Consider the following 21,364-nt stretch of genomic DNA (forward strand, 5'->3'; position numbering starts at 1 on the left):
TGATTGCAAGCGATGGCGGCAGGTGGACCGCCGCCATCGCATCGTCTGTTATGTGAGGCGCCGGAGTGCGAGGAGAGTGACCGCAGCCGAGACGGTGCAGAAGCCCGCAAGCGGCCAGGCCGTATCGCCGCCGAGAACGAGCACGAATCCCGTCCCGGCGCAGGCAACGATCAGGCTCTGAATGCAGAAATAGAGCGCCACCGCCGTGCCCGCCCTGTCGCCGAAATCGGCCAGCGCCCCATTCGCCGTCACCGCCGTCGTCAGGACGATGCCGAGCGAGATGATCCACATCGGCAGGATGAAGCTGACGAAGGACGGCGCGAGAAAGAGTTCGCCGAAGCCGAGCAGCGCCGCGCCGAGAATGAGCAGCCCCATGCCCCGCGCCAGGTTGCCCGCCGTTCCCCAACGCCTGACGAAGCGCCCGGCAAAACGGGCGGCAACGATCATCACCATCGCCGATGTCGCAAACGAGAGGCTGAAAGCCATCTGCGAGAAACCGGCCCTTTCGATCAGCACGCGGGGCGCGGTGGAGAAGAACACGAAGAACGACCCCATCGCCGCGCTGAAGCCGATCGTATAGGTCCAGAAGGCACCGCTTCTGAGGATCGTACCGATGCCGATTGCCGCGCCAGCCGCCGTCTCCGGCCGGGTCTCGTGCCATCGTGCGAGGGCCGCGATCATCGCCGTCAGCATCAGCGCGCCAAGCAGGATGAAGATCGCCCGCCATCCGAAATGACCGGCGATCAGCGCACCGGCAATCGGCCCGAGAGCCGGGACGAAGGAGAGGATGGCGCCGAGCAGGCTATAAAATGACGGCGCCTTCAGGCCGCGCCGCATAGACGTCCCGCACAGTGGCGAATGTCGCGACCAGCGCCGCCGATGCTCCCGCCGCCTGCAGCAGCCTGAAGACGACGAAGAGCGGCGCGGAGGAGGTGGCGGCCAGTATCAGCGACGAACCGGCAAAGAGCAGCGCGCCGCCGAGCAGCACGGGCCGTCTGCCGATACGGTCCGAGAGCGGGCCGAACAGCAGCTGTCCGGCGCCGAGCATCAGCATGTAGAGGCTGAGCGTCAGCTGGATGACGGTGGCCGATGTGCCGAGCGCTGCCGGCATCTCCGGCACGACGGGCAGATAGATATCCATGGCAAGCGAAGCCAGGATATCGAAGGGCGCAAGCAGAAGCAGCGCCACGGGGAGAGGGTATGTCCAGTCTCTGTTTCGAAAAGGCATGTATCTTCATCCGTTCGAACGTTCATTCGACGGCGATCTGCCTTCTCATCGGTCTGGATTGACGGGACAGACGCCGCAACAACATCAAGGGTCGCTGCGGCCTATCTGTCTGCGGACGGGGTGGCTCCCATGTCAGGTCCTGTCTTGTCCGGTTGAAAACCTCATCCCGGTTTAACAGCCGGTCCCTTATCGGGCAAGCCAGGGCTGCCGAATGCCGCGTTGACTTCGGCAATCGCTTCCATGAAGTTTGCGGAAACGGACAAGGAGGCGCCCATGGGCATGTTCGATCACGTATCGATTGGGGTGAAGGATCTGGAGCGCTCGCGCCGCTTCTATGATGCGCTGCTTGCGCCGCTCGGCTATGAGCGACTGTCGAATTTCGACGGAACAGTCGGCTACGGTGCCGATGGCCCGGCCTTCTGGGTGAGCCAGGTCGAGCGCCCGGTCCCGGCCGACCGCCGATCTGGTCTGCACTTCTGCTTCACCGCGCCGAGCGAAGAATCCGTCAACGCCTTCCACGCCGCCGGCATTGCCAATGGCGGCGAAGACAACGGTCCTCCCGGCATCCGCCCGGATTACGGCCAGTTCTACTACGCCGCCTTCATCATCGACCCCGATGGCTACCGGCTAGAGACTTTCTTCCACAAAGAGGAATAGGCGTCAGGCGGCATCCGCATCAGCAGGCGAGATCGAGACTTTCAGGCCAAGGGCCTTGAGCACGCCGAAGAATGTCGAAAGCCGGGGATCTCCGGTTTCGCTCAGCGATTTGTAGAGCGCCTCGCGGGTGACGCCCGCCTCCTTGGCGACCGCGCTCATGCCTGCGGCGCGAGCGACGTCTCCGAGGGCGCGGGCAATGAGGGCCGGATCGCCGTCTTCGAACGCCGCTTCGAGATAGAGCATGCGCTCATCCTCCGTCTTCAGGTGATCCTGAACGTCGAAGCGCGTGGTTTCGAGAGGCATCTTAGATCTCCTTCGCCAATTGCTTGGCCTGGGCAATGTCTCGGCTTTGCGAGGATTTGTCCCCGCCGCACAAGAGAATGACGATCGCGTCGCCAACACGCGTGAAATAGACGCGGTATCCAGGTCCGTAGTCGATGCGTATCTCGCTGACGCCACCGCCGACCGGTTTGACATCACCGGGATTGCCGAGTTCCAGGCGACGGATGCGTGTGACGATGCGGATGCGGGCATGCGCGTCACGAAGCTCGCCGAGCCATTTCCCGAACAAGGCAGTCTGGCGAACTTCGATCATCTGTGAATTATAGTTCACAAATTCGGGATGTCAAAGCACGCGTCCCGCCAATAAGAAAAGGCCGGGTTTGCACCCGGCCTTTCCAAAAGCATATCCAGAAAGCGATTAGCGCTTCGAGAACTGGAACGAACGGCGGGCCTTGGCCTTACCGTACTTCTTACGCTCGACGACGCGGCTGTCGCGGGTCAGGAAGCCACCCTTCTTCAGGACCGAGCGCAGGCCCGGTTCGAAGTAGGTGAGAGCCTTGGACAGACCGTGACGAACGGCGCCGGCCTGGCCGGAAAGACCGCCGCCTGCAACCGTTGCGATGATGTCGAACTGGCCATCACGGGCAGCAGCGACGATCGGCTGACGCAGGATCATCTGCAGAACCGGACGGGCGAAGTATGCCGTGAAGTCCTTGCCGTTGACGATGATCTTGCCGGAGCCGGCCTTGACCCAAACACGGGCTACGGCGTCCTTGCGCTTGCCGGTCGCGTAGGAACGGCCAAGCGAGTCGACCTTGCGGACGTGAACCGGAGCAGCTGCTTCAGCGGACGTGCCGAGATCCTTCAGGGAGGAGAGGTCAGCCATTCTTAGGCGCTCCTTACGTTCTTCTTGTTCAGCTTGGAGACGTCGAGGACGGTCGGCTGCTGTGCTTCATGGGGATGGTTGGAACCAGCGTAAACGCGGAGGTTCTTCATCTGGCGACGGCCGAGCGGGCCACGCGGAACCATGCGCTCAACGGCCTTCTCGAGAACGCGCTCCGGGAAGCGGCCTTCGATGATCTGGCGAGCGGTACGCTCCTTGATGCCGCCGGCGTAACCCGTGTGCCAGTAGTAAACCTTGTCGGAATACTTCTTGCCGGTGAATACGACCTTGTCGGCATTGATGACGATGACGTTGTCGCCGTCGTCAACGTGGGGCGTGAAGGTTGCCTTGTGCTTGCCGCGCAGGCGCATAGCGATGATGGAAGCGAGACGGCCAACGACGAGCCCTTCGGCGTCGATGATGACCCACTTCTTCTCCACCTCTGCAGGCTTCTGGGAGAAAGTTGCCATAGTAGTTACTCTCTTTTGGATCCCTTGTGCCCGAAGGCGAAGGGCGTTTCTTGTTGCTTGGTTTAGTGGTCCTGGGACGCACCAAAAAGAAAGCAGCCCGGAAAGGCTGCGTTTCTGGCGGTGTGTATAGAGGCAATGCCTTCTGCGGTCAATATCGCGAAACCGGGCGCTCGAAAAAATAGATAAGCAAAATCAATGCGATAAGTATATGGTATTGTGATACCTCACATTTATCGCGGCGGAATCGAGTAGGTGGCGGTGGCCTGCGCGATCAATTCGCTCTCATCGCGCTGAAAGATCGAGGCGTCGATCACCGCCAGACGCTTGCCGAGCTTGAGAATCCGGCAGGTGCAGAAGGTCGGCTCCGGCTTCGGCAATCGGAGGAAATTGATGTTGAGATTTGTGGTCACTGCAAGCGCCACCGGGCCGATATGCGCGAGCACGGCGACATAGGCGGTGACATCCGCCAGCGTGAAAAGCGCCGGGCCGGAAACCGTGCCGCCCGGCCGCAGATGCCGTTCTGAGGGATCGAGCCGCATCGAGGCCTTGCCGGGCGCGATATCGATCACCTCCAGCACGCGTCCGTCGGTGTGGATCTGCGGAAAGTCCGTCTCCAGAAAACGGTGGACCTCGTCGATCGTCATGACCGGTTGCATCGCTTCTCCTCGAAATTGCCGGCTGGCTGTGGCAGAACATCTAGCACGAAAGACACATGCAGGGAGTTAGACCAATGGCCGAAGTCGTTTCCTTCCGGAAAGATCCAGACAAGGCGGGCGAGGGCGCGCTGGTGCTGCGCCAGCTGAATGACGGCGTTCTCAGGCTGACCTTGAACAATCCGCCAGCCAACGCGCTGTCGATCGCCGTCATGGAAACGCTGATGGGCGAACTCCAGGCCGCTGGCGAAGACTCTACCGTCCGCGTCGTCATTATCGCCTCGACCGGCAACGTCTTCTCTGCCGGGCATGACTTGAAGGAGCTGACCGCGCACCGCGCCGATGCCGACGATGGCGTGGCCTTTTTCGAAGAGAGCTTTGCGCTGGCGGCCGACCTGATGCTGGAGATCGCTCGTCTGCCGAAGCCCGTCATCGCCGAGATCGATGGCCTGGCGACGGCCGCAGGCTGCCAGCTGGTCGCTTCCTGCGATCTGGCGATCTGCACCGACACCGCGACCTTCTGCACGCCGGGCGTCAATATCGGGCTGTTCTGCTCGACGCCGATGGTCGCCGTATCGCGCGCCGCGCATCGCAAGCAGGCGATGGAAATGCTGTTGACCGGCGAAACCATCGACGCCTCGACCGCCAAGGATTTCGGCCTCGTCAACCGCATCGTGCCGAAGCAGTATCTGACGCAGGTGGTCACCAAATACGCCTCCGTCATCGCCTCGAAATCGCCGGAAGCGATCCGCATCGGCAAGGAAGCCTTCTATCGCCAGCTCGAAATGCCGATCGAGGAAGCCTACACCTTCGCCGCCGAAACCATGGTCGACAGCATGCTGACGGCTGATGCCGAAGAGGGGATCGGCGCATTCCTCGGCAAGCGCATGCCGGTCTGGCCGGAGGAGTGATCAGCCAAGCTTCAGGATCAACCCGCCGGCGGCGATGATGACGCCGGCGAGGTAGCGCCAGGGGCTGGCGCGTTCTTTCAGCACCAGCACCGAGATGATCAGCGCGAAGAGGATCGAGGTTTCGCGCAGCGCCGCGACGGTTGCGACCGGCGCCTTGGTCATCGCCCAGAGTGCGAAACCGTAGGAAGCGATCGAGCCTGCGCCGCCGATCAGCCCGCGCCACCAGTGCACCCGGACATGGATGGCGACGACGCGGGCGCCGCGGCGCGAGATCGCCCAGGCAAACAGCAGCACCGGCGGCAGCAGCGACATCCACAGCGTATAGGAAATCGCATTGCCGGAAAGCCGGGCGCCGATGCCGTCGACATAGGTATAGGTGGCAATGACGCAGGCATTGATCAGCGCCAGCATGATCGCGTGGCGGCTGCCGTGCCGGGCCTCGAAGGCGAGTGTCAGAATGCCGGCGCAGATCGTCATCGTGCCGATCAAGGCGCCACCGGTCAGCGTTTCGCCAAGCACGAAGCTGCTGGTCGCGGCAATCAGAAGCGGCGCGCAGCCGCGCATCAAGGGATAGACCAGCCCGATATCACCCGCCCTGTAGGCGCCGGCCACCAGCTGGAAATAGGCAAATTGCAGGATCGCCGAGCAGCCGATGAACGGCCATGCCGCCGCATTGGGCAGCGGCAGGAAGGCGAGGAAGGGAAGGGCCGAGACCGCGCCGCCCGCCGATACCAGCGCCGCATCCAGCGACTTGTCGACGCCGGCCTTGATGATGGCGTTCCATGTCGCGTGGAGAAGAGCGCCGAAGAGAACCAGAAGAATGACGTCGAGGGGCACGATCGAGACCGGAAACGGTGGGGCGAGACTGCTGCAGCGGTATGAGCCCCGGCCGGGCAAAAAGCAATGCGCCTGTCATATTTTGCAACCTGACGGCACGTTTATCGGTTGTTCGGGCCTCGCAAAATCGAAAGACGGTACTTTGCATGGACCCGTTTTGCGAGCACTCCTCATGCGTTTATTCCGATTCGCCGAACTCAACTGTGAGGTGTTTCTAATATATGCGTGAACGAAGCTGGCTTAAAGATGAAACGGAAGTGGAACATCTGTGCCCGGATCTATTCACCAACTGGTTATCCTGCTGAAATATAGAGATTATTCTATTACTCTGGCATCGTGAAAATTGTGCTCCCATAGGCTGCATTTCATCGCAATCGCCTCGCAAATGCGCGAAATGCAGCGCCCGGCATTCCCGGGTGAGAGCGGTTTCTCACACGCCACGATACGTCACAATGAATTGTCTGGAATCAGGAAATTCCCGTCCAGATTGTCTATGTTCTGGCAATTGAGTACCGGGCAGGAGCGATCGTCGCGAGTCGGTATGTTTTTCCACTCGGCATATTGGTTGGCGTCACAATAGCGGCTGTTGCGTACGAAGCGGTCGTAGAGCGGCAGGCCGCGCGGCGAGGTCCAGCGAAAGATCACTGCGCCCTGGTTATGCACCGCCGCCCGGGCACTGGCGCAGCTCATCGCCAGCGGGTTGAGACGGGAGATCGCGAAAGACGGAGATGCCACCAGAACGATGGCGAGCGTGAGCGCAAGTTTTTTCATGGGCCATTCCTCCTTGGGAACCCTATGGCTATATATACGCTCCAAATAACTGCAGGTTTCAACTGGGTGGAAAAATGCCGACGGGGGACGGGCCAATGGATCACGATCACTACAGCGACAGCTATATTGCCGACATTCTGAATTCGGTGCGGACGATCGCTCTCACCGGCGCCTCGCCAAACCCGGCGCGGCCAAGCAACGGCGTGATGGGATATCTGCTCTCGCGCGGCTATCAGGTGATCCCGGTCAATCCCGGCCAGGCGGGCAAGCAGATCCACGGCCAGCTGGTCTACGGCAAGCTGGAGGATATACCGGTGCCGGTCGATATGATCGATGTGTTCCGCGCTTCGGAATATCTGCAGGAAGTGGTGACCGAGACGCTGGCGCTCGCCGTTCGTCCGCGGGTCATCTGGGCGCAACTTGGCGTGCGTGATGACGATGCGGCCCGGCGCGCCGAAGCCGGCGGCATCAAGGTGGTCATGGACCGCTGCCCGGCAATCGAAATTCCGCGGCTTGCGGGATAGCGAACGGATTTTCCACGTTTCTTCCGTTGGTTGAAACGGCAGGCGATTAACATTTGCTGCGCCTTGGTTATGCTGCGGCCATCGACAACGATGGGAGGGCCTCATGGCAAGCAATAATCCTGGCTTCAATACACTGGCAGTTCACGCGGGTGCGCAGCCCGATCCGGCGACCGGCGCCCGCGCGACGCCGATCTACCAGACGACGGCTTACGTCTTCAACGACGCGGACCACGCCGCCTCGCTTTTCGGCCTGCAGGCCTTCGGCAATATCTACACCCGCATCATGAACCCGACGCAGGCCGTGCTCGAAGAGCGCGTTGCCGCGCTCGAAGGCGGCACGGCCGCCCTCGCCGTCGCCTCCGGCCACGCCGCGCAGATGATCGTCTTCCACACCATCATGCGCCCGGGCGACAATTTCGTCGCCGCCAAGCGCCTCTATGGCGGCTCGATCAACCAGTTCGGCCACGCCTTCGATAATTTTGGCTGGCAGGTGCGTTGGGGCGATGTCGCCGATCCCAAGAGCTTCGAGAGCCAGATCGACGGCAAAACCCGGGCGATCTTTATCGAAAGCCTCGCCAATCCGGGCGGCACCTTCGTCGATATCGCAGCGATCGCCGAGGTCGCCCACAAGCACGGCTTGCCGCTGATCGTCGATAACACGATGGCATCGCCCTATCTCATCCGCCCGATCGAGCATGGTGCCGATATCGTCATCCATTCGCTGACCAAGTTCCTCGGCGGCCACGGCAATTCGATGGGCGGCATCATCGTCGATGGCGGCACCTTCGACTGGTCGAAATCCGGCAATTACCCGATGCTGTCGAGCCCGCGCCCGGAATATAACGGCGTGGTGCTGCACTCGACTTTCGGCAACTTCGCCTTTGCGATCGCCTGCCGCGTTCTCGGCCTGCGCGACCTCGGCCCGGCAATCTCGCCCTTCAACGCCTTCCTGATCCTGACCGGCATCGAGACGCTGCCGCTGCGCATGCAGCGCCACAGCGAGAACTCCCTTGCCGTCGCCAAATGGCTGAAGGCGCACAGCAAGGTCGCCTGGGTCAACTATGCCGGCCTGGAAGACGATCCGAACCATGCGCTGCAGCAGCGCTATTCGCCGAAGGGCGCCGGCTCGGTCTTCACCTTCGGCGTCAAGGGCGGCTACGAGGCAGGCAAGACCTTCGTCGAAGGCCTCGAGCTCTTCTCGCACCTCGCCAATATCGGCGACACCCGCTCGCTGGTCATCCACCCGGCCTCGACGACGCACCGCCAGCTGACCGACGAGCAGCGCATCGCCGCCGGCGCCGGCCCCGACGTCGTGCGCCTGTCGATCGGCATCGAAGACGTCAAGGACATCATCGCCGACCTCGAGCAGTCGCTGGCGAAGATCTGATGCAGTTCGTCACATACCTCTGACATCGACGTCAGCAGGTTTTAATGATCCGGCCGCCGAGAACCCCTGAAAACAGGGCGTTTTCGGCGGCCGGGCCGCAGGCCGACATTCAACTCGGGACATTCGCCTTAAAGAAGTCGAGCAGGCTTTGGGGCGCGTCTGCTCCAAACAGCACGCCCATCATGCCGGTGGCATCCACTGCCGCAGCCGCGCTGCGAGCGAAGAGTTCCCGTTCATATACAGAAAGCGCTGTTTCGATATCGTCCTCATGGGCGGCGATCGCCTTTCCGAGTTCCGCGCCATCGTACATTGCCAGATTGGCCCCTTCGCCTGAGGGGATCATCAGATGCGCCGCGTCGCCGACAAGCGTCACGCCGGGAACGCGATCCCAACGATGGTCGGCGGGCAGAGTGTGCAGCATGCGCAGAACCGGCACCGTGTCGGCACGCGTGATCAGCGCAGTGAGTTCGGGAGCCCAACCTTCGAACTCTCCGGCGATAGCGGCGCATGCGGCCGCACGATCGGAGAAGTCAATGCGTTCGAACCATTCTTCCAGGCGCTTCAGGGCGATGTAGGCATGCAATACCTGGCCCGGTTCGCGGTGAGCCTGGATGCCCTTACCTGGAGCGACGGCGAACAGCGAACCGCCGCCGACGGCATCTGCGGTCGGCTTGTGATTGGCGTCGGCATCGTGAAGATAGGTCTCGATGAACGAAATACCGGAGTAAGCCGGCTTGGCGCTTGAAATGAGCGGGCGCACCTTCGACCACGCCCCATCTGCGCCCACGAGAAGATCGGCGGCCGCTGTCGTACTGTTCGCGAACTTCACCAGCTGTTGCCCGCTGCCCAGCGCGCTGATCGACGTCACCTTGTGATCCCAGCGGATCGCACCGTCAGGAAGTGACTCGATCAGAATACGGCGAAGCTCGCCTCTCGGAACTTCCGGCCGGCCGCCGGTGCCATCGTCCGGATGATCGAACAGGACCTTGCCGTGCATGTCGAGGACCCGGCTCTGCTGGCCGCCAGGGTGGACGAGCTTGGTGAACTCGTCGAACAACCCGGCGTCCTTGAGTGCCCGCTGTCCGTTCTCCTCGTGGATATCCAGCATGCCACCTTGGCCGCGTGCGGTTGGAGACGCCTCTGCTTCGTAGATGGTCGATGTGATGCCGTGGACGCGGAGGACCCTGGCGAGCATGAGCCCTCCAAGACCGGCGCCGATGATCGTTACTGATTTCTGCATGACAAACTGCCTCGCAATTTTAATGGAATGTCATTCCATGGTTGGAATGCCGTTCCATTCATGTCAAGGATGTTCCATGAAACAACGGAACGACACACGATCGAGGCGGCAGCGGTCCCTCACCAGAGAACAGATTATCGACGCCTCTATCCGGCTGTTGGATGAAGGCGGAGAAGGCGGCCTGACCTTCCAGGCCTTGTCGAAGCTGCTCGCGACGGGGCCGGGTGCCATCTATTGGCACGTCGCTGATAAAAGCGATCTTGTCACGGCAGCCTGTGACGAGATCATCGCCCGGACAATGGAAGCAAAGCCGGCGGGAGCATCGCCGGAGGAAACGATCCGCGCCCTGGCGCTGGATCTATTCGATGCCATCGACGCCCATCCATGGGTCGGCGCGGCGTTGATGTCGGCGCCCGGGCAGTTGCCGATGGTGCGCATTTTCGAGCGCATCGGTCAGCAGGTCCGCTCCCTCGGCGTTTCTGCCGAACACGAATGGTCTGCCGTTTCTGCCTTGCTCAATTACATTCTGGGCGTGGCGGGCCAAAACGCGGCAAACGCCAAGCTTGCAGCTGTCCAAGGGCTGGAGCGAGCAAGTTTTCTCGGGGAGGTCGCGGCAGCCTGGTCGGCACTCGATCCCGAGAGCTATCCGTTTACGCGCAGCGTGGCGGCGCAGCTGCCCGCCCACGACGACCGAAAGGACTATCTGGATGGCATCGACCTGCTCTTGCGCGGCATCGTCGCGTCGTCATGACGGCCGGCCCGTCAATCGTATGTGATGAGCCGCATCCGAGCGAACACCCGTGCCGCTATTTCGACTGGCAGATGCCGGTCAGGCAGATTGCGGCGCGGCTGTCGATCACCATGTCGAGCGTGCGCATCATGTCGGCCGCCATCAGCAGCGCCCGTGCGAGATCTCCGGGCGTCTGCCTTGTGGCCGATGTGGCGATCTTCAGGAGATCGAAGACGGCGTCGTGATTGCTGTTGGCCGGAATGCCGACCAGCGCGCGCATCGTGCGTATCTCGGTGACCGACCGGAGGATCAGATGGTGGGCCTCATCCTGTCCAAGCGTCTGGAGCTGATGGGCGGCCTTCGTCACCTCGGAGATGAATTCGTTCGTCTCGGACATGATATGCCTCGTGAAAATTGTCTCGCGACATGCAGCGGACGCTTCCGCCCGCTGCATGTCTGCGCCCCCTCTAGTGCCGTGTGATGACCACTTCGAGATAGTCGCTCGGCACCACGATCGTTCCGTCCTCGGCCCGGTTGAAACGGGTCATCAGGTCGGTCAGCTCGCCGGCAAGTGCCATCTGGCCAGCCGTGTCCAGCGCGCCGAAGGCTTTGAGCACCGGACCGTAGAAGGTCCGGAACACCTCCAGCCAATGCGCCGGCGACTTGTAGCGAAACACGAACTGGCGCGGCGTCGCGGCAATCGACGCGACATGGGCCGGAAACAGCTCCTCGAGCCTGGCGCGCGTGCCCCAGAGGGCCGGCGAGCGGGCGCCGGCCGGTGGCGGCACATGCTTGCCAATCGTCTTGAACAGCTGGCCGATGAAGCCATCCGGCGTCCAGTTCGACAAGCCGATCGAACCGCCACGCTTGCAGACGCGCATGAGTTCGGCGGCGGCGCGCTCCTGGTCGGGCGTGAACATCACGCCGAAGATCGACATGACATAGTCGAAGCTCTGATCCTTGAACGGCAGATTCTCGGCATCGGCCTCCATGAATTCCATTGCCAGCCGGTCGGCATTCGCCCGCTCCATCGCCTTGTCGAGAAGGGCAGGGACGTAATCGGTGGCAGTCACCTCGCACCAGCGGCGGGCGGCGGCGAGCGCGCCGTTGCCATTGCCGGCCGCAACATCGAGAACCTTCGAACCGGCACGCAGATCGAGCGCTTCGCAGAGGCTTTCGCCGACGATCTGCAGCGTCGTTCCGACGACGGCGTAATCGCCCGATGACCAAGCGCCCTGCTGGCGGGCCTTGAGGGCTGCGAGATCGGTTACAGGTTGAGCGGGCATGCCGGCAAGGGCCGCGGAAGTGGACATTTGGACCTCCCTGGGTCACATTGGTTGAGCGTGAAAGAGCGGCCGCCCGGTGAACAGGTGCTGCCGCTTCGAACGGCTCTGGTATAGGCGCAGGCCATGGGGGGCGCCGTGTCATCAGGCGTGGGAACGACCGTGGAAACGGCGGACCAGCAGCGGCCGCCGCTCGAAATCTGCCTCCTCGGGCCGATGGCCATCCGCCGTGAGGGAGCGGAACTGAAGCTGCCGGGATCACGCAAGGTGCGGGCGCTGCTCGCCTATCTGATCCTTGCTCCCTATCCGCAGGGCAGGGCGCAGCTCTGCGATCTCTTCTGGGACGTGGCCGACGATCCGCGCGGCGAATTGCGCTGGTGCCTCAGCCGGATCCGTTCGCTGATCGGCGAGCGCATCATCGCCCATGGCGATACCGTCGCACTCGATCTTGCCGGTTGTGCGATCGATGCCGTCGAGGCCGCTGCCGCCTACCGCGAGGGATTGGGCGGCCTGCCGCGGGAGCGGCTGCGTGAGCTTGCGGACCGGTCATCCGGCGAGCTCCTCGATGGCCTCGTCATCGAGCGCCATCCGGCCTTCGAGACATGGCTGGTTTCCCAACGCCGCCGCTTCCGTGAAATCCAGGCGGAAATCCTCGCAGCCATCGCCGATCGGCTCGATGCCAGCGAACGGCTGCCCTATCTCGACCGCTGGATCGAGATCGCCCCTTTCGATCTGAAGCCGCATGAGCTGCTGCTGGCGACACTCGCCTCGGAGGGCCGTCTCCGCGAGGCGGAGGAGCATATGAAGGCTGCGGCCAGAGCCTTCGCCGCAGAAGGGCTCGATGCCGGTTCGCTGCGCCGGACCTGGGAAGGCGCCCGAAATGCGAGAACTTCAGCAGCCGCAGCGGCAGAACCGCAACCGCCGGAGCCGGCCAAGAGCGGCGCCCGCCGCGCCTCGATCGCCGTCATGCCCTTCAACGACATGTCGGCCCTGGCGATCCCCGGCGGCACGGCGGATGCGCTGGTCTATGACATCATCACCCGGCTCTCGAAGCTGCGCACGCTGAGGGTGATCGCCCAGGGCACGATGTTTGCGCTGAGGGAGCGGCCGCGCTCTCCCGGCGAGATCGCCGCCGCGCTCGATGTCGATTACGTCGTCAACGGCACCTTCGAGCGCATCGCAACCCGCCTTATCGTCCGGCTGGAGCTGACCGAGGCGCGGACTAACACCATCGTCTGGGCCGACAGCCTCGATCAGAACGCGGCGGAAACGCTGACCTTGCTGGAAGAGATTGGCACCCGCGTCGTCGCCTCGATCGAGCGCGAGGTGGAGACGCTGGAACGCAACCGCGCCATCCTGAAGCCGCCTAATTCGCTGGATGCCTGGGAAGCGCATCACCGCGGCCTCTGGCACATGTTCCGCTTCACCAAGGGTGATAACGACCAGGCACGGAATTTCTTCGAAACGGCGATCAGCCTCGATCCGACTTTCGCACGCGCCTATGCCGGGCTGTCCTTCACGCATTTCCAGAGCGCCTTTCAGCATTGGGCGGATCGCGACACGGAAACCGAGCTCGCGTATAGCGCCGCCAATCAGGGGCTGATGGCCGATGACCGCGATCCGGCTGCCCATCTCTCCCTCGGCCGTGCACATTTCCTGCGCAAGCAGCATGATCAGTCGGTCGCCGAGCTGCAGCAGGCCGTCGATCTCAGCCCGAGCTTTGCGATCGCGCATTATTCGCTGGCCTTCGTTCAATGCCAGTCCGGCGATCCGCTGTCGGCGCTGGCCGCAGCCGATCAGTCGCAGTCGCTCAGCCCCTTCGATCCGATGCTCTTCGGCATATTGGCCAGCCGGGCGATCGCGCTGGTGCGCCTCGGCCGTTTCGACGAGGCAGCCGATTGGGCGGCGAGGGCGGCGGCCCGCCCGAATGCGCATGCCCATATCATGGCGATTGCGGCGCTCTGCCTTGCGATCGCCGGTCGGCTCGATGAGGGGCGGGCGCATGTCGCGGCGCTGAACCTGCGATATCCAGGCTATCGCATGGACGATTTCTTCATCGCCTTCCATCTGGCCCCGGCCGATCAGGCACCCTTTCGAGATGGAGCAAAGCGCGTCGGGCTGGAATAGCGCCGCCCACGGCCTTGGCCGCCGGATGCAAAGCCTCTAAGCTCGCGCTCGAAATCCATTCTCGCGAGTCCGCAGCCCCATGTTTCTTCTCTCCGTTGCCGCCATCTGGGCCGTTGCCGCCATCACGCCCGGCCCGAATTTCTTCCTCGTGGTGCGCACGGCGCTCGAAGGCTCTGCCCGCGCTGCGGTCGCGGTGATCGCTGGCGTCATTCTCGGCACCTTCTGTTGGGGACTGGCGGGCTGGCTCGGGATCAGCGCGCTATTTGCGGCCGCCCCCTTCGCCTATCTCTTCCTGAAGATCGCCGGTGGCGCCTATCTTCTCTGGCTCGGGGCCAAGCTGCTCTGGCGCACCTACCGCCACGCTGCGCTGCCGGGCGAACCCGTGCTGCGCCCCGCAATCAGCCCGAAGCAGGCTTTCTGGTCGGGTCTTGCCACCAATCTCGCCAATCCGAAATCCGCCTTCTTCGTCGCCAGTCTCTTCGCCGCGACGTTGCCGGCCGATCATTCCTGGATGCATGGCGCGCTTGCCGTCGCCACCATGGTCCTAGTCTCGTCGCTCTGGTACACGCTGGTGCTGACGATCCTGCGCAATCCGGCCGTTGCCGGTGCCTATGCCCGCGGCCGCCGGGTCATCGATGCCATGGCCGGCGTCATCTTCATGGGCTTCGGCATGAAGCTCCTCACATCCGCCCGCTAGGAGGCCCTATGCCGAACCAGTTCGTTTTCGATATCGACGCCGTCGAACCGGAGGCCGGCGCTCCCGATGCGGACCGCATCCTCTCCGGCGATCCCCAGTTCCGCACCTGGAATTTCGAGGAAGCCGAGGGCGGCCTCTACGCTGGCATCTGGGAAGCGACACCCGGCAAGTGGCGCATTTCCTACGACGAATGGGAATATTTCAACGTCCTCTCCGGCCACTCGATCGTTACCGAAGACGGCGGCGCCGCCGTTCACCTCAAAGCCGGCGACCGGATGATCCTCAGACCCGGCTTCAAGGGAACCTGGGAAGTCATTGAAACGACTCGCAAGGATTACGTGATCCGGCTGTAGCGGCGAGCCGCCTCAACGTCTGAAACTCTCCGCAAATTCCGCTGAGGAAATGCGGTTCAGCGTGTTGCGCAGCTCTGCCGCGGCTTCAGCGCCGAAGGCGTTTTCGAAGCGGTCGCGAGCTTCGGCCCAGAGGCGGTTGCCTTCCTCCCATTTGGCGATGCCGGCTGGCGTCAGCATGGCGCGCTTGACGCGCTTGTCCTTCGCATCCGGCTCAAGCTTCACCAGCCCATCCCGGATCAGCGGTTTCAGCGTGTGGCCGAGTGCCGAAAGGTCCATGACGAGCCCGTCGGCCAGGAATTTCAGCGAGGGCCTGCCGTTCATGTGGATCTGCGTCATCAGGCTGAATTGCGTGCCTCTCAGCCCGCTCGGCGCAAACACATCCTCGTAGAGCTGCCCGAGCTGTCGCGTTGCGCGGCGAAGCGCGCTGTTGCTGCAAACGGCCCAGCTTTCGTAAACCGGTACTTTCTCATCCATCGTCGATCTCCTGATCCCATCTCCCCGCATCGTGGGCGATCGTCAATCGCCTTTGATTATTTTTCTGCCGTGCGCTCTTGCGCAAAATCCAATCGATCTCAATATAGTGGCATATACCACTAATTACCAACGCATCGAAAAGGATTTAGCGATGTCACACTCGTCTCTTGGTGCTGCTCTCATCACCGGCGCCTCCGCCGGCATCGGCGCCACCTATGCCGATCGCCTTGCAAAACGTGGCTACGATCTGCTGCTGGTGGCCCGCGACGCCGCCCGCTTGAAGGCTCTGGCGGACAAGCTTTCGGCTGCTCATGGCATCAAGGCAGAGGTGTTTCAGGCCGACCTGACCAATCGCGACGAAGTGCGCAAGGTTGAGAAGCGGCTGCGGGAGGACGAGGCGATCACGCTTCTCGTCAACAATGCCGGCATCGGCTCGAAAACCACGATGCTCGAAGATGATATCGATTATCTCGAGACGATGATCGAAGTGAACGTCGTTGCCGTCAACCGCCTCGGCGTCGCTGCCGCCCAGACTTTTGCCAAGCGCGGCAAGGGTAGCATCATCAACATCGCCTCGGTCGTGGCCTTCCTCGCTGAGCGGTTCCACGGTACCTACAATGCCACCAAGGCATTCGTGCTCAACCTCACGCAGTCGATCCATGCCGAAGCGGGTCCGAAGGGCGTCAAGGTTCAGGCAGTTCTGCCGGGCCTCACCCGCACCGAAATCTTCGAGCGCGCCGGCAATTCCATCGATCAGCTGCCGCCGTCGATGGTCATGGAGGTCACTGATCTCGTCGATGCCGCACTCGCCGGTTTCGACCAGGGCGAAGTCGTTACCATTCCGTCGCTCCCGGATCCCGCCGACTACGAAGCCTTCACGACCGCGCGCCACGCACTCGGTCCGAACCTCTCTCATAACAAGCCGGCAAGCCGCTACGGCGTCGCTTAATCGGTAAGCCTGGGTGTCGAGCTGCGTCAAACCAACGCAGCTCGACATTAACATTTTGTAATCTTTCCAGAGCCTTACAAGTTAAATCCTTGATTTAGTGAATGAACACTTCTGCACGCATGTTCCGCCTTGAGGCACTGACTCCGAACTGTCGCAGGACTGTCATCAAACTGTAATGTGCAGCGCCTAGCCCGCCTTTGCGACGGGAAATTTCAGCGCCCTTGCCAATGGATACCCCCTCCATGGCGCCGGTCTCGTCGATTGTTCGTTCCATTCAGGGAAGAGACCATAATGCTCACCAAGAAACTTCTTTCGGCCTGCCTCGGCGCCGGCCTGGCTGCGGCTTTCGCAGTCTCCGCTTCCGCCGCCGACATTACCGGCGCTGGTTCGACCTTCGTCTATCCGGTCCTGTCCAAGTGGTCTGCGGACTACAACAAGCAGACCGGCGACAAGCTGAACTACCAGTCGATCGGCTCGGGCGGCGGTATCGCCCAGATCAAGGCTGCTACGGTCGATTTCGGCGCGTCCGACGCTCCGATGAAGCCTGAAGACCTTTCGGCCGGTGGCTTCGGCCAGTTCCCGGTCGTCGTCGGCGGCATCGTTCCCGTCATCAACGTCAAGGGCATCAAGTCGGGCGAACTCAAGCTCTCGGGCAAGGTTCTCGCCGACATCTACCTCGGCAACGTCACCAAGTGGAACGACAAGGCCATCGCCGACCTGAACCCGGGCCTCAAGCTGCCCGACAGCCAGATCGCCGTCGTTCACCGTTCGGACGGCTCGGGCACCTCGTTCAACTGGACGAACTTCTTCTCCAAGGTCAATCCGGACTGGAAGTCCAAGGTCGGTGAAGGCACCGCCGTCAACTGGCCGGTCGGTATCGGCGGCAAGGGCAACGAAGGCGTCGCTGCTTACGTCACCCGCGTCAAGGATTCGATCGGTTACGTCGAATACGCCTACGCCCTGCAGAACAAGCTGCCCTACGTTCTCGTCGAGAACGCTGCCGGCCAGTATCCGAAGCCGAATGCAGACAGCTTCTCGGCTGCCGCTGCCAGCGCCGAATGGGGCAAGGCTCAGGACTTCTACCTGATCATGACCAACGCTCCGGGCGAAAAGGCCTGGCCGATCACCGCGACCACCTGGGCGATCATGTACAAGCAGCCGAAGGACGCCGAGCGCTCCAAGGCCGCCTTCGCCTTCTTCAAGTGGGCGCTTGAGAACGGTCAGAAGGAAGCCTCTTCCCTCGACTACGTTCCGCTGCCGGCCAGCCTGGTCAAGCAGATCGAAGACTACTGGACGGCGTCCTTCAAGGGCTAAGTCCTCCGTGAATGCCGGGGCAGGGAGCGTTTCTCTCTGCCCCGATTGCTTTGAAGCCCCCTCAAAAGCAAGTCGAGTATAGATATGAGCGAAGCACTGGCATCGCTGCCGGCCGTTGGGCCGGAGGTGAAGCGCCGCGATGGCGCCACCGGCGACCGCATTTTCTTCTGGATCGTGATGGGCTGCGGCCTGTTCGTCCTCGCAGCGCTTCTGGCCGCTGCAATCTCCATGGCATGGGGCGGGCTTCTGGCCTTCCGCACCTTCGGCTTCGGTTTCATCACCGGCACCGAATGGGATCCCGTCGCCCAGCATTTTGCCGGTCTGGTACCGATCTACGGCACGCTGGTCACTTCTGCGCTGGCGATGCTGATCGGCGTTCCCATCAGCCTCGGCATTGCCGTCTTCGTCACGGAAGTCGCGCCGCGCTGGCTGCGCGGACCGATCGGCGGCGCCATCGAGCTGCTCGCCGGCATTCCCTCGATCATCTACGGCATGTGGGGCCTCTTCACCTTCGCCCCCTTCATGTCCGATTACGTTCAGCCGGCGCTGATCGACTGGCTGGGGCCGATCCCCGGCATCGGTCTGCTGTTCTCCGGCGCTCCGATGGGTATCGGCATGCTGACGTCGGGTATCGTGCTGGCGATCATGATCATTCCCTATATTTCTTCGGTCATGCGCGACGTCTTCCTCGTCGTTCCCGCGCAGCTGAAGGAATCGGCCTATGCGCTGGGTTCGACCCGCTGGGAAGTGGTGCGCGATATCGTCATCCCGCACACCCGCACCGCCGTCGTCGGCGGCATCTTTCTTGGCCTCGGCCGTGCGCTCGGCGAAACCATGGCCGTCACTTTCGTGCTCGGCAACACGCACAACATCGCGATCTCGCTGATGGAGCCCGGCAACTCGATTGCCGCCGCCATCGCCAACGAATTCACCGAAGCCGATACCGACATCTATCTGTCGTCGCTGATCGCCCTCGGCTTCATCCTCTTTGTCGTCACCTTCATCGTCCTTGCGGCCGCAAAGCTGATGCTGTTGCGCATGGCAAAGCAGAGAGGCGAGTAACATGAGCGTTTCCTCCTCCCTCTACCGCAGCCGCCAGATCAAGAGCGCAATCGCGCTGACGCTTTGCGTCGCCGCCACCGGCCTCGGCCTCATCTTCCTGATCTGGATCCTCTGGACGACGCTGATCAACGGCCTCTCGGCGCTGAGCCCGAAGCTCATCACCGAAATGACCCCGCCGCCGGGCGAAGACGGCGGTCTTGCCAATGCCTTCATGGGCAGCCTGATGATGGTGGTTCTCGCCGTCATCATCGGTACGCCGGTCGGCGTGCTGGCCGGCACATATCTCGCCGAATTCAGCCGCGGCAAGAAGATCGGCGATATCATCCGCTTCATGAACGACATCCTGCTGTCGGCGCCGTCGATCATCATCGGCCTGTTCGTCTACGAGCTCGTCGTGCGCCAGACCGGCCACTTTTCCGGCTATGCCGGCGGCATCGCGCTCGCCTTCATCTTCCTGCCGGTGGTCGTGCGTACCACCGACGAGATGCTGCGGCTGGTGCCAGACGTCATGCGCGAGGCTGCACTCTCGCTCGGCATTCCGCGCTGGAAGGTCACCGTCGCCGTGCTCTATCGCGCAGCGTCCGCCGGTATTCTGACCGGCATCCTGCTCGCTGTCGCCCGCATCTCCGGCGAGACGGCACCGCTGCTCTTCACCGCGCTCAACAACCAGTATTGGAGCACGGACATGTCCGAGCCGATGGCCAACATCCCGGTCGTCATCTTCCAATATGCGATGAGCCCCTATGACGAATGGCATGTGCTCGCCTGGGCCGGCGCCTTCGTCATGACCGCAATCGTGCTGCTGCTCAGCGTGGGCTCCCGCGCCGTTCTGAACCGCAAAGGTGGCAAATGATGCTGCAATCTTCCTCCACATTAGACACCCGCAGGACCGCGACGCCGATGGCTAACGACAAGCTCACCCTTGAAGACGTCAACTTCTACTACGGCGACGCCCATGCCATCCGTAGCGTCAGCCTCAATTTTCCCGAACGCCAGGTCTCGGCGCTGATCGGCCCCTCCGGCTGCGGCAAGTCCACGCTGCTGCGCATCCTCAACCGCATCTACATGCTCTATCCGAAGATGCGGGCGACCGGCACGGTGAAGCTCGACGGTCAGAACATCCTCGACCCGCGCTACTCGATGAACGAGCTGCGCGCCCGCGTCGGCATGGTGTTCCAGAAGCCGGTGCCGTTCCCGATGTCGATCTACGACAACATCGCCTACGGCATCCGCCACCACGAACGCCTTGGCAAGGCCGACATGGACGTCCGCGTCGAGCAGGCACTGCGCCAGGCGGCCCTCTGGGACGAAGTGAAGGACAAGCTGAAGGGCAGCGGCCTCGGCCTTTCCGGTGGCCAGCAGCAGCGTCTCTGCATCGCCCGCGCCGTAGCCCTTCGCCCCGAAGTCCTGCTGCTCGACGAACCGACCTCGGCGCTCGACCCGATCTCGACGGCCAAGGTGGAAGAGCTCGTCTCGCAGCTGAAGACCGATTTCACCATCGTGATCGTCACGCACAACATGCAGCAGGCGAGCCGCATCTCCGACAACACGGCCTTCATGTATCTCGGCGAGCTCGTCGAATACGGCCCGACCTCGCAGATATTCCAGGCACCGCAGAACAAGCGCACCGAGGACTATATCACCGGTCGTTACGGCTGACGCCGCAACTGCTCGGCTATATCCATACAGGTGTATCCCAATGTGCTAATGTACAGCCGATGGTGCTTTCGATAAGACGGCTGCATCGCTAGCGGCATGCCGCGCGGGGGGCACCATGGTTCGGACAATGATGCGCCGATGGCTTCTGCATGGAGCCGTCGCAGGAGTTCTGCTTTCGATCTGCATGACATCGGACGCCGCTGCCAGCGAAAGGATCGATCTGGCGCTGGTGATCGCCGCCGACGTCTCGACGTCGATGGATCCGCGCGAAAAGGCGATGCAGCAGGAGGGCTTCGTCGCCGCCTTCCGCCAGCCCGAGATCATCGACGCGATCGGCCGCGGGAAATACGGCCGTATCGCTGTTGCCTATTTCGAATGGGGCGGCGACCACGGCCAGCGCATGGTCATCCCCTGGACGCTGCTGAAGGACGAGGCCGATTGCTGGATGTTCTCGCTGCGGCTTGCGGAGAATTCTCCGACGAAACTGCGCCGCGGCACCTCGATCAGCGAGGCGCTCTCCTATTCGGCGTCTCTCCTGCGCCAGAGCGGCTACGCGCCCGAGCGCCTCGTCGTCAACATCTCCAGCGACGGCATCAACAGCATCGGCCGCGATGTCGAGCCGGTGCGAAGAGAACTGATCGCCGGCGGCATGACCATCAACGCCCTCGTCATCAGCGCCCGCGGCGAGCACGACGATGACGAGCCGCCGCTCTCGCCGGAAGCCCTGTTCTCCTATTTCCACCGCGAGGTCATAGGCGGCCCAGGCGCCTTCGCCATGCCGGTCCGCTCAGCCGCCGACTACCCGAGTGCCATCTATCGCAAGCTCCTGCGCGAAATCGGCGGATTTGGCGAGATTGCGGATAAGCGCTGAGC

Annotated in this window: 25 protein-coding genes and 1 pseudogene; 14 read left to right on the forward strand and 12 right to left on the reverse strand. The window is 62.5% G+C overall.

All coding sequences use genetic code 11. The features are described 5' to 3' along the window. Positions 1–48 precede the first annotated feature (48 nt). A pseudogene (gene cml / locus ABIE40_RS06950) lies at positions 49–1,228 on the reverse strand (CmlA/FloR family chloramphenicol efflux MFS transporter). 279 nt (positions 1,229–1,507) lie between these two features. Between cml and ABIE40_RS06955 the strand changes: the two are divergent. Next, positions 1,508–1,885 (forward strand): VOC family protein, encoded by a 378-nt coding sequence (locus ABIE40_RS06955; protein WP_199628771.1) that lies wholly within the window; start codon positions 1,508–1,510, stop codon positions 1,883–1,885. 3 nt (positions 1,886–1,888) lie between these two features. On the opposite strand, the gene ABIE40_RS06960 is transcribed toward ABIE40_RS06955, so the two are convergent. The 5 genes from ABIE40_RS06960 to ABIE40_RS06980 all read right to left on the reverse strand — a co-directional run bounded on the left by ABIE40_RS06960 (position 1,889) and on the right by ABIE40_RS06980 (position 4,176). Continuing rightward, complete coding sequence (locus tag ABIE40_RS06960; RefSeq protein WP_199628770.1) at positions 1,889–2,188, reverse strand: addiction module antidote protein; 300 nt, start codon at positions 2,186–2,188, stop codon at positions 1,889–1,891. A 1-nt stretch (position 2,189) separates the two neighbouring features. After that, positions 2,190–2,480 carry a type II toxin-antitoxin system RelE/ParE family toxin gene (locus ABIE40_RS06965; RefSeq protein ID WP_199628769.1) on the reverse strand — a complete coding sequence of 97 codons (291 nt, stop codon included), beginning with the start codon at positions 2,478–2,480 and terminating at the stop codon, positions 2,190–2,192. A 105-nt stretch (positions 2,481–2,585) separates the two neighbouring features. Then, positions 2,586–3,053 (reverse strand): 30S ribosomal protein S9, encoded by a 468-nt coding sequence (gene rpsI, locus ABIE40_RS06970; protein WP_112718719.1) that lies wholly within the window; start codon positions 3,051–3,053, stop codon positions 2,586–2,588. Between the two features lie 2 nt (positions 3,054–3,055). Then, positions 3,056–3,520 carry a 50S ribosomal protein L13 gene (gene rplM / locus ABIE40_RS06975; protein ID WP_112718718.1) on the reverse strand — a complete coding sequence of 155 codons (465 nt, stop codon included), beginning with the start codon at positions 3,518–3,520 and terminating at the stop codon, positions 3,056–3,058. A gap of 230 nt (positions 3,521–3,750) precedes the next feature. Then, positions 3,751–4,176 (reverse strand): PaaI family thioesterase, encoded by a 426-nt coding sequence (locus ABIE40_RS06980; RefSeq protein ID WP_199628768.1) that lies wholly within the window; start codon positions 4,174–4,176, stop codon positions 3,751–3,753. 74 nt (positions 4,177–4,250) lie between these two features. Between ABIE40_RS06980 and ABIE40_RS06985 the strand changes: the two genes are divergently transcribed. Next, positions 4,251–5,084, forward strand: coding sequence for an enoyl-CoA hydratase (locus ABIE40_RS06985; RefSeq protein WP_199628767.1), 834 nt, complete (start codon positions 4,251–4,253; stop codon positions 5,082–5,084). Here ABIE40_RS06985 and ABIE40_RS06990 read toward each other — a convergent pair whose 3' ends face one another. Together ABIE40_RS06990 and ABIE40_RS06995 are read right to left on the reverse strand one after the other, a co-directional pair. Next, the gene (locus ABIE40_RS06990; RefSeq protein ID WP_112718713.1) at positions 5,085–5,921 is read right to left on the reverse strand and encodes an EamA family transporter; all 837 of its coding nucleotides are present in this window, start codon (positions 5,919–5,921) and stop codon (positions 5,085–5,087) included. A gap of 447 nt (positions 5,922–6,368) precedes the next feature. Then, positions 6,369–6,692, reverse strand: coding sequence for a hypothetical protein (locus ABIE40_RS06995; protein ID WP_112718711.1), 324 nt, complete (start codon positions 6,690–6,692; stop codon positions 6,369–6,371). Positions 6,693–6,787: 95 nt separating this feature from the next. Between ABIE40_RS06995 and ABIE40_RS07000 the strand changes: the two genes are divergently transcribed. Both ABIE40_RS07000 and ABIE40_RS07005 read left to right on the forward strand, forming a co-directional pair. After that, positions 6,788–7,216, forward strand: coding sequence for a CoA-binding protein (locus ABIE40_RS07000; protein ID WP_112718710.1), 429 nt, complete (start codon positions 6,788–6,790; stop codon positions 7,214–7,216). A gap of 103 nt (positions 7,217–7,319) precedes the next feature. After that, the gene (locus ABIE40_RS07005; protein ID WP_112718709.1) at positions 7,320–8,603 is read left to right on the forward strand and encodes an O-acetylhomoserine aminocarboxypropyltransferase; all 1,284 of its coding nucleotides are present in this window, start codon (positions 7,320–7,322) and stop codon (positions 8,601–8,603) included. A gap of 109 nt (positions 8,604–8,712) precedes the next feature. On the opposite strand, the gene ABIE40_RS07010 is transcribed toward ABIE40_RS07005, so the two are convergent. After that, positions 8,713–9,843: an FAD-dependent oxidoreductase gene (locus ABIE40_RS07010; RefSeq protein WP_199628766.1), complete on the reverse strand. Its 1,131-nt coding sequence runs from the start codon at positions 9,841–9,843 to the stop codon at positions 8,713–8,715. Positions 9,844–9,919: 76 nt separating this feature from the next. Here ABIE40_RS07010 and ABIE40_RS07015 point away from each other — a divergent pair, with 76 nt between their 5' ends. Then, the gene (locus tag ABIE40_RS07015; RefSeq protein WP_199628765.1) at positions 9,920–10,594 is read left to right on the forward strand and encodes a TetR/AcrR family transcriptional regulator; all 675 of its coding nucleotides are present in this window, start codon (positions 9,920–9,922) and stop codon (positions 10,592–10,594) included. A gap of 55 nt (positions 10,595–10,649) precedes the next feature. Here the strand turns inward: ABIE40_RS07015 and ABIE40_RS07020 are convergent, their stop codons facing one another. After that, complete coding sequence (locus ABIE40_RS07020) at positions 10,650–10,970, reverse strand: hypothetical protein (RefSeq protein ID WP_130282646.1); 321 nt, start codon at positions 10,968–10,970, stop codon at positions 10,650–10,652. Positions 10,971–11,040: 70 nt separating this feature from the next. Continuing rightward, on the reverse strand, positions 11,041–11,886 hold the full coding sequence (locus ABIE40_RS07025; protein WP_199628764.1) for a class I SAM-dependent methyltransferase: 846 nt from the start codon (positions 11,884–11,886) through the stop codon (positions 11,041–11,043). Positions 11,887–11,994: 108 nt separating this feature from the next. Here ABIE40_RS07025 and ABIE40_RS07030 point away from each other — a divergent pair, with 108 nt between their 5' ends. The 3 genes from ABIE40_RS07030 to ABIE40_RS07040 all read left to right on the forward strand — a co-directional run bounded on the left by ABIE40_RS07030 (position 11,995) and on the right by ABIE40_RS07040 (position 15,033). Beyond that, complete coding sequence (locus ABIE40_RS07030) at positions 11,995–13,983, forward strand: tetratricopeptide repeat protein (protein ID WP_354540984.1); 1,989 nt, start codon at positions 11,995–11,997, stop codon at positions 13,981–13,983. A 79-nt stretch (positions 13,984–14,062) separates the two neighbouring features. Continuing rightward, positions 14,063–14,680, forward strand: a complete 618-nt coding sequence (locus ABIE40_RS07035) for a LysE family transporter (RefSeq protein WP_199628762.1) — start codon at positions 14,063–14,065, stop codon at positions 14,678–14,680. Between the two features lie 8 nt (positions 14,681–14,688). Continuing rightward, entirely contained in the window at positions 14,689–15,033 is a 345-nt protein-coding gene (locus ABIE40_RS07040; protein WP_112718699.1) for a cupin domain-containing protein, read from the forward strand. 12 nt (positions 15,034–15,045) lie between these two features. Here ABIE40_RS07040 and ABIE40_RS07045 read toward each other — a convergent pair whose 3' ends face one another. Then, positions 15,046–15,507 (reverse strand): MarR family winged helix-turn-helix transcriptional regulator, encoded by a 462-nt coding sequence (locus tag ABIE40_RS07045; protein WP_199628761.1) that lies wholly within the window; start codon positions 15,505–15,507, stop codon positions 15,046–15,048. Positions 15,508–15,658: 151 nt separating this feature from the next. On the opposite strand from ABIE40_RS07045, the gene ABIE40_RS07050 reads away from it, so the two are divergent. The 6 genes from ABIE40_RS07050 (at position 15,659) to ABIE40_RS07075 (ending at position 21,362) form a co-directional block, all read left to right on the forward strand. Continuing rightward, entirely contained in the window at positions 15,659–16,456 is a 798-nt protein-coding gene (locus tag ABIE40_RS07050) for an SDR family NAD(P)-dependent oxidoreductase (protein ID WP_199628760.1), read from the forward strand. Positions 16,457–16,747: 291 nt separating this feature from the next. Continuing rightward, positions 16,748–17,770, forward strand: coding sequence for a phosphate ABC transporter substrate-binding protein PstS (gene pstS / locus ABIE40_RS07055; protein ID WP_130282636.1), 1,023 nt, complete (start codon positions 16,748–16,750; stop codon positions 17,768–17,770). A gap of 84 nt (positions 17,771–17,854) precedes the next feature. Then, positions 17,855–18,832, forward strand: a complete 978-nt coding sequence (gene pstC, locus ABIE40_RS07060) for a phosphate ABC transporter permease subunit PstC (protein ID WP_112718689.1) — start codon at positions 17,855–17,857, stop codon at positions 18,830–18,832. Position 18,833: 1 nt separating this feature from the next. Then, the gene (gene pstA / locus ABIE40_RS07065) at positions 18,834–19,685 is read left to right on the forward strand and encodes a phosphate ABC transporter permease PstA (RefSeq protein WP_112718687.1); all 852 of its coding nucleotides are present in this window, start codon (positions 18,834–18,836) and stop codon (positions 19,683–19,685) included. Further along, positions 19,685–20,491, forward strand: a complete 807-nt coding sequence (pstB, locus tag ABIE40_RS07070; RefSeq protein ID WP_413709262.1) for a phosphate ABC transporter ATP-binding protein PstB — start codon at positions 19,685–19,687, stop codon at positions 20,489–20,491. The genes pstA and pstB overlap by 1 nt, the downstream gene beginning before the upstream one ends. 115 nt (positions 20,492–20,606) lie before the next feature. Continuing rightward, entirely contained in the window at positions 20,607–21,362 is a 756-nt protein-coding gene (locus ABIE40_RS07075; protein ID WP_199628758.1) for a DUF1194 domain-containing protein, read from the forward strand. Positions 21,363–21,364: the final 2 nt, after the last annotated feature.

This window comes from Rhizobium sp. OAE497, assembly GCF_040546565.1.
GTDB lineage: Bacteria > Pseudomonadota > Alphaproteobacteria > Rhizobiales > Rhizobiaceae > Rhizobium.

Bases quoted from the DNA above. Each gene is read 5' to 3' on its own strand.
- ABIE40_RS06955 (WP_199628771.1), top strand. From the start codon at position 1,508: ATGTTCGATCACGTATCGATTGGGGTGAAGGATCTGGAGCGCTCGCGC.
- ABIE40_RS06960 (WP_199628770.1), bottom strand. From the start codon at position 2,188: ATGCCTCTCGAAACCACGCGCTTCGACGTTCAGGATCACCTGAAGACG.
- ABIE40_RS06965 (WP_199628769.1), bottom strand. From the start codon at position 2,480: ATGATCGAAGTTCGCCAGACTGCCTTGTTCGGGAAATGGCTCGGCGAG.
- rpsI (WP_112718719.1), bottom strand. From the start codon at position 3,053: ATGGCTGACCTCTCCTCCCTGAAGGATCTCGGCACGTCCGCTGAAGCA.
- rplM (WP_112718718.1), bottom strand. From the start codon at position 3,520: ATGGCAACTTTCTCCCAGAAGCCTGCAGAGGTGGAGAAGAAGTGGGTC.
- ABIE40_RS06980 (WP_199628768.1), bottom strand. From the start codon at position 4,176: ATGCAACCGGTCATGACGATCGACGAGGTCCACCGTTTTCTGGAGACG.
- ABIE40_RS06985 (WP_199628767.1), top strand. From the start codon at position 4,251: ATGGCCGAAGTCGTTTCCTTCCGGAAAGATCCAGACAAGGCGGGCGAG.
- ABIE40_RS06995 (WP_112718711.1), bottom strand. From the start codon at position 6,692: ATGAAAAAACTTGCGCTCACGCTCGCCATCGTTCTGGTGGCATCTCCG.
- ABIE40_RS07000 (WP_112718710.1), top strand. From the start codon at position 6,788: ATGGATCACGATCACTACAGCGACAGCTATATTGCCGACATTCTGAAT.
- ABIE40_RS07005 (WP_112718709.1), top strand. From the start codon at position 7,320: ATGGCAAGCAATAATCCTGGCTTCAATACACTGGCAGTTCACGCGGGT.
- ABIE40_RS07010 (WP_199628766.1), bottom strand. From the start codon at position 9,843: ATGCAGAAATCAGTAACGATCATCGGCGCCGGTCTTGGAGGGCTCATG.
- ABIE40_RS07015 (WP_199628765.1), top strand. From the start codon at position 9,920: ATGAAACAACGGAACGACACACGATCGAGGCGGCAGCGGTCCCTCACC.
- ABIE40_RS07020 (WP_130282646.1), bottom strand. From the start codon at position 10,970: ATGTCCGAGACGAACGAATTCATCTCCGAGGTGACGAAGGCCGCCCAT.
- ABIE40_RS07025 (WP_199628764.1), bottom strand. From the start codon at position 11,886: ATGTCCACTTCCGCGGCCCTTGCCGGCATGCCCGCTCAACCTGTAACC.
- ABIE40_RS07035 (WP_199628762.1), top strand. From the start codon at position 14,063: ATGTTTCTTCTCTCCGTTGCCGCCATCTGGGCCGTTGCCGCCATCACG.
- ABIE40_RS07040 (WP_112718699.1), top strand. From the start codon at position 14,689: ATGCCGAACCAGTTCGTTTTCGATATCGACGCCGTCGAACCGGAGGCC.
- ABIE40_RS07045 (WP_199628761.1), bottom strand. From the start codon at position 15,507: ATGGATGAGAAAGTACCGGTTTACGAAAGCTGGGCCGTTTGCAGCAAC.
- ABIE40_RS07050 (WP_199628760.1), top strand. From the start codon at position 15,659: ATGTCACACTCGTCTCTTGGTGCTGCTCTCATCACCGGCGCCTCCGCC.
- pstS (WP_130282636.1), top strand. From the start codon at position 16,748: ATGCTCACCAAGAAACTTCTTTCGGCCTGCCTCGGCGCCGGCCTGGCT.
- pstC (WP_112718689.1), top strand. From the start codon at position 17,855: ATGAGCGAAGCACTGGCATCGCTGCCGGCCGTTGGGCCGGAGGTGAAG.
- pstA (WP_112718687.1), top strand. From the start codon at position 18,834: ATGAGCGTTTCCTCCTCCCTCTACCGCAGCCGCCAGATCAAGAGCGCA.
- pstB (WP_413709262.1), top strand. From the start codon at position 19,685: ATGCTGCAATCTTCCTCCACATTAGACACCCGCAGGACCGCGACGCCG.
- ABIE40_RS07075 (WP_199628758.1), top strand. From the start codon at position 20,607: ATGGTTCGGACAATGATGCGCCGATGGCTTCTGCATGGAGCCGTCGCA.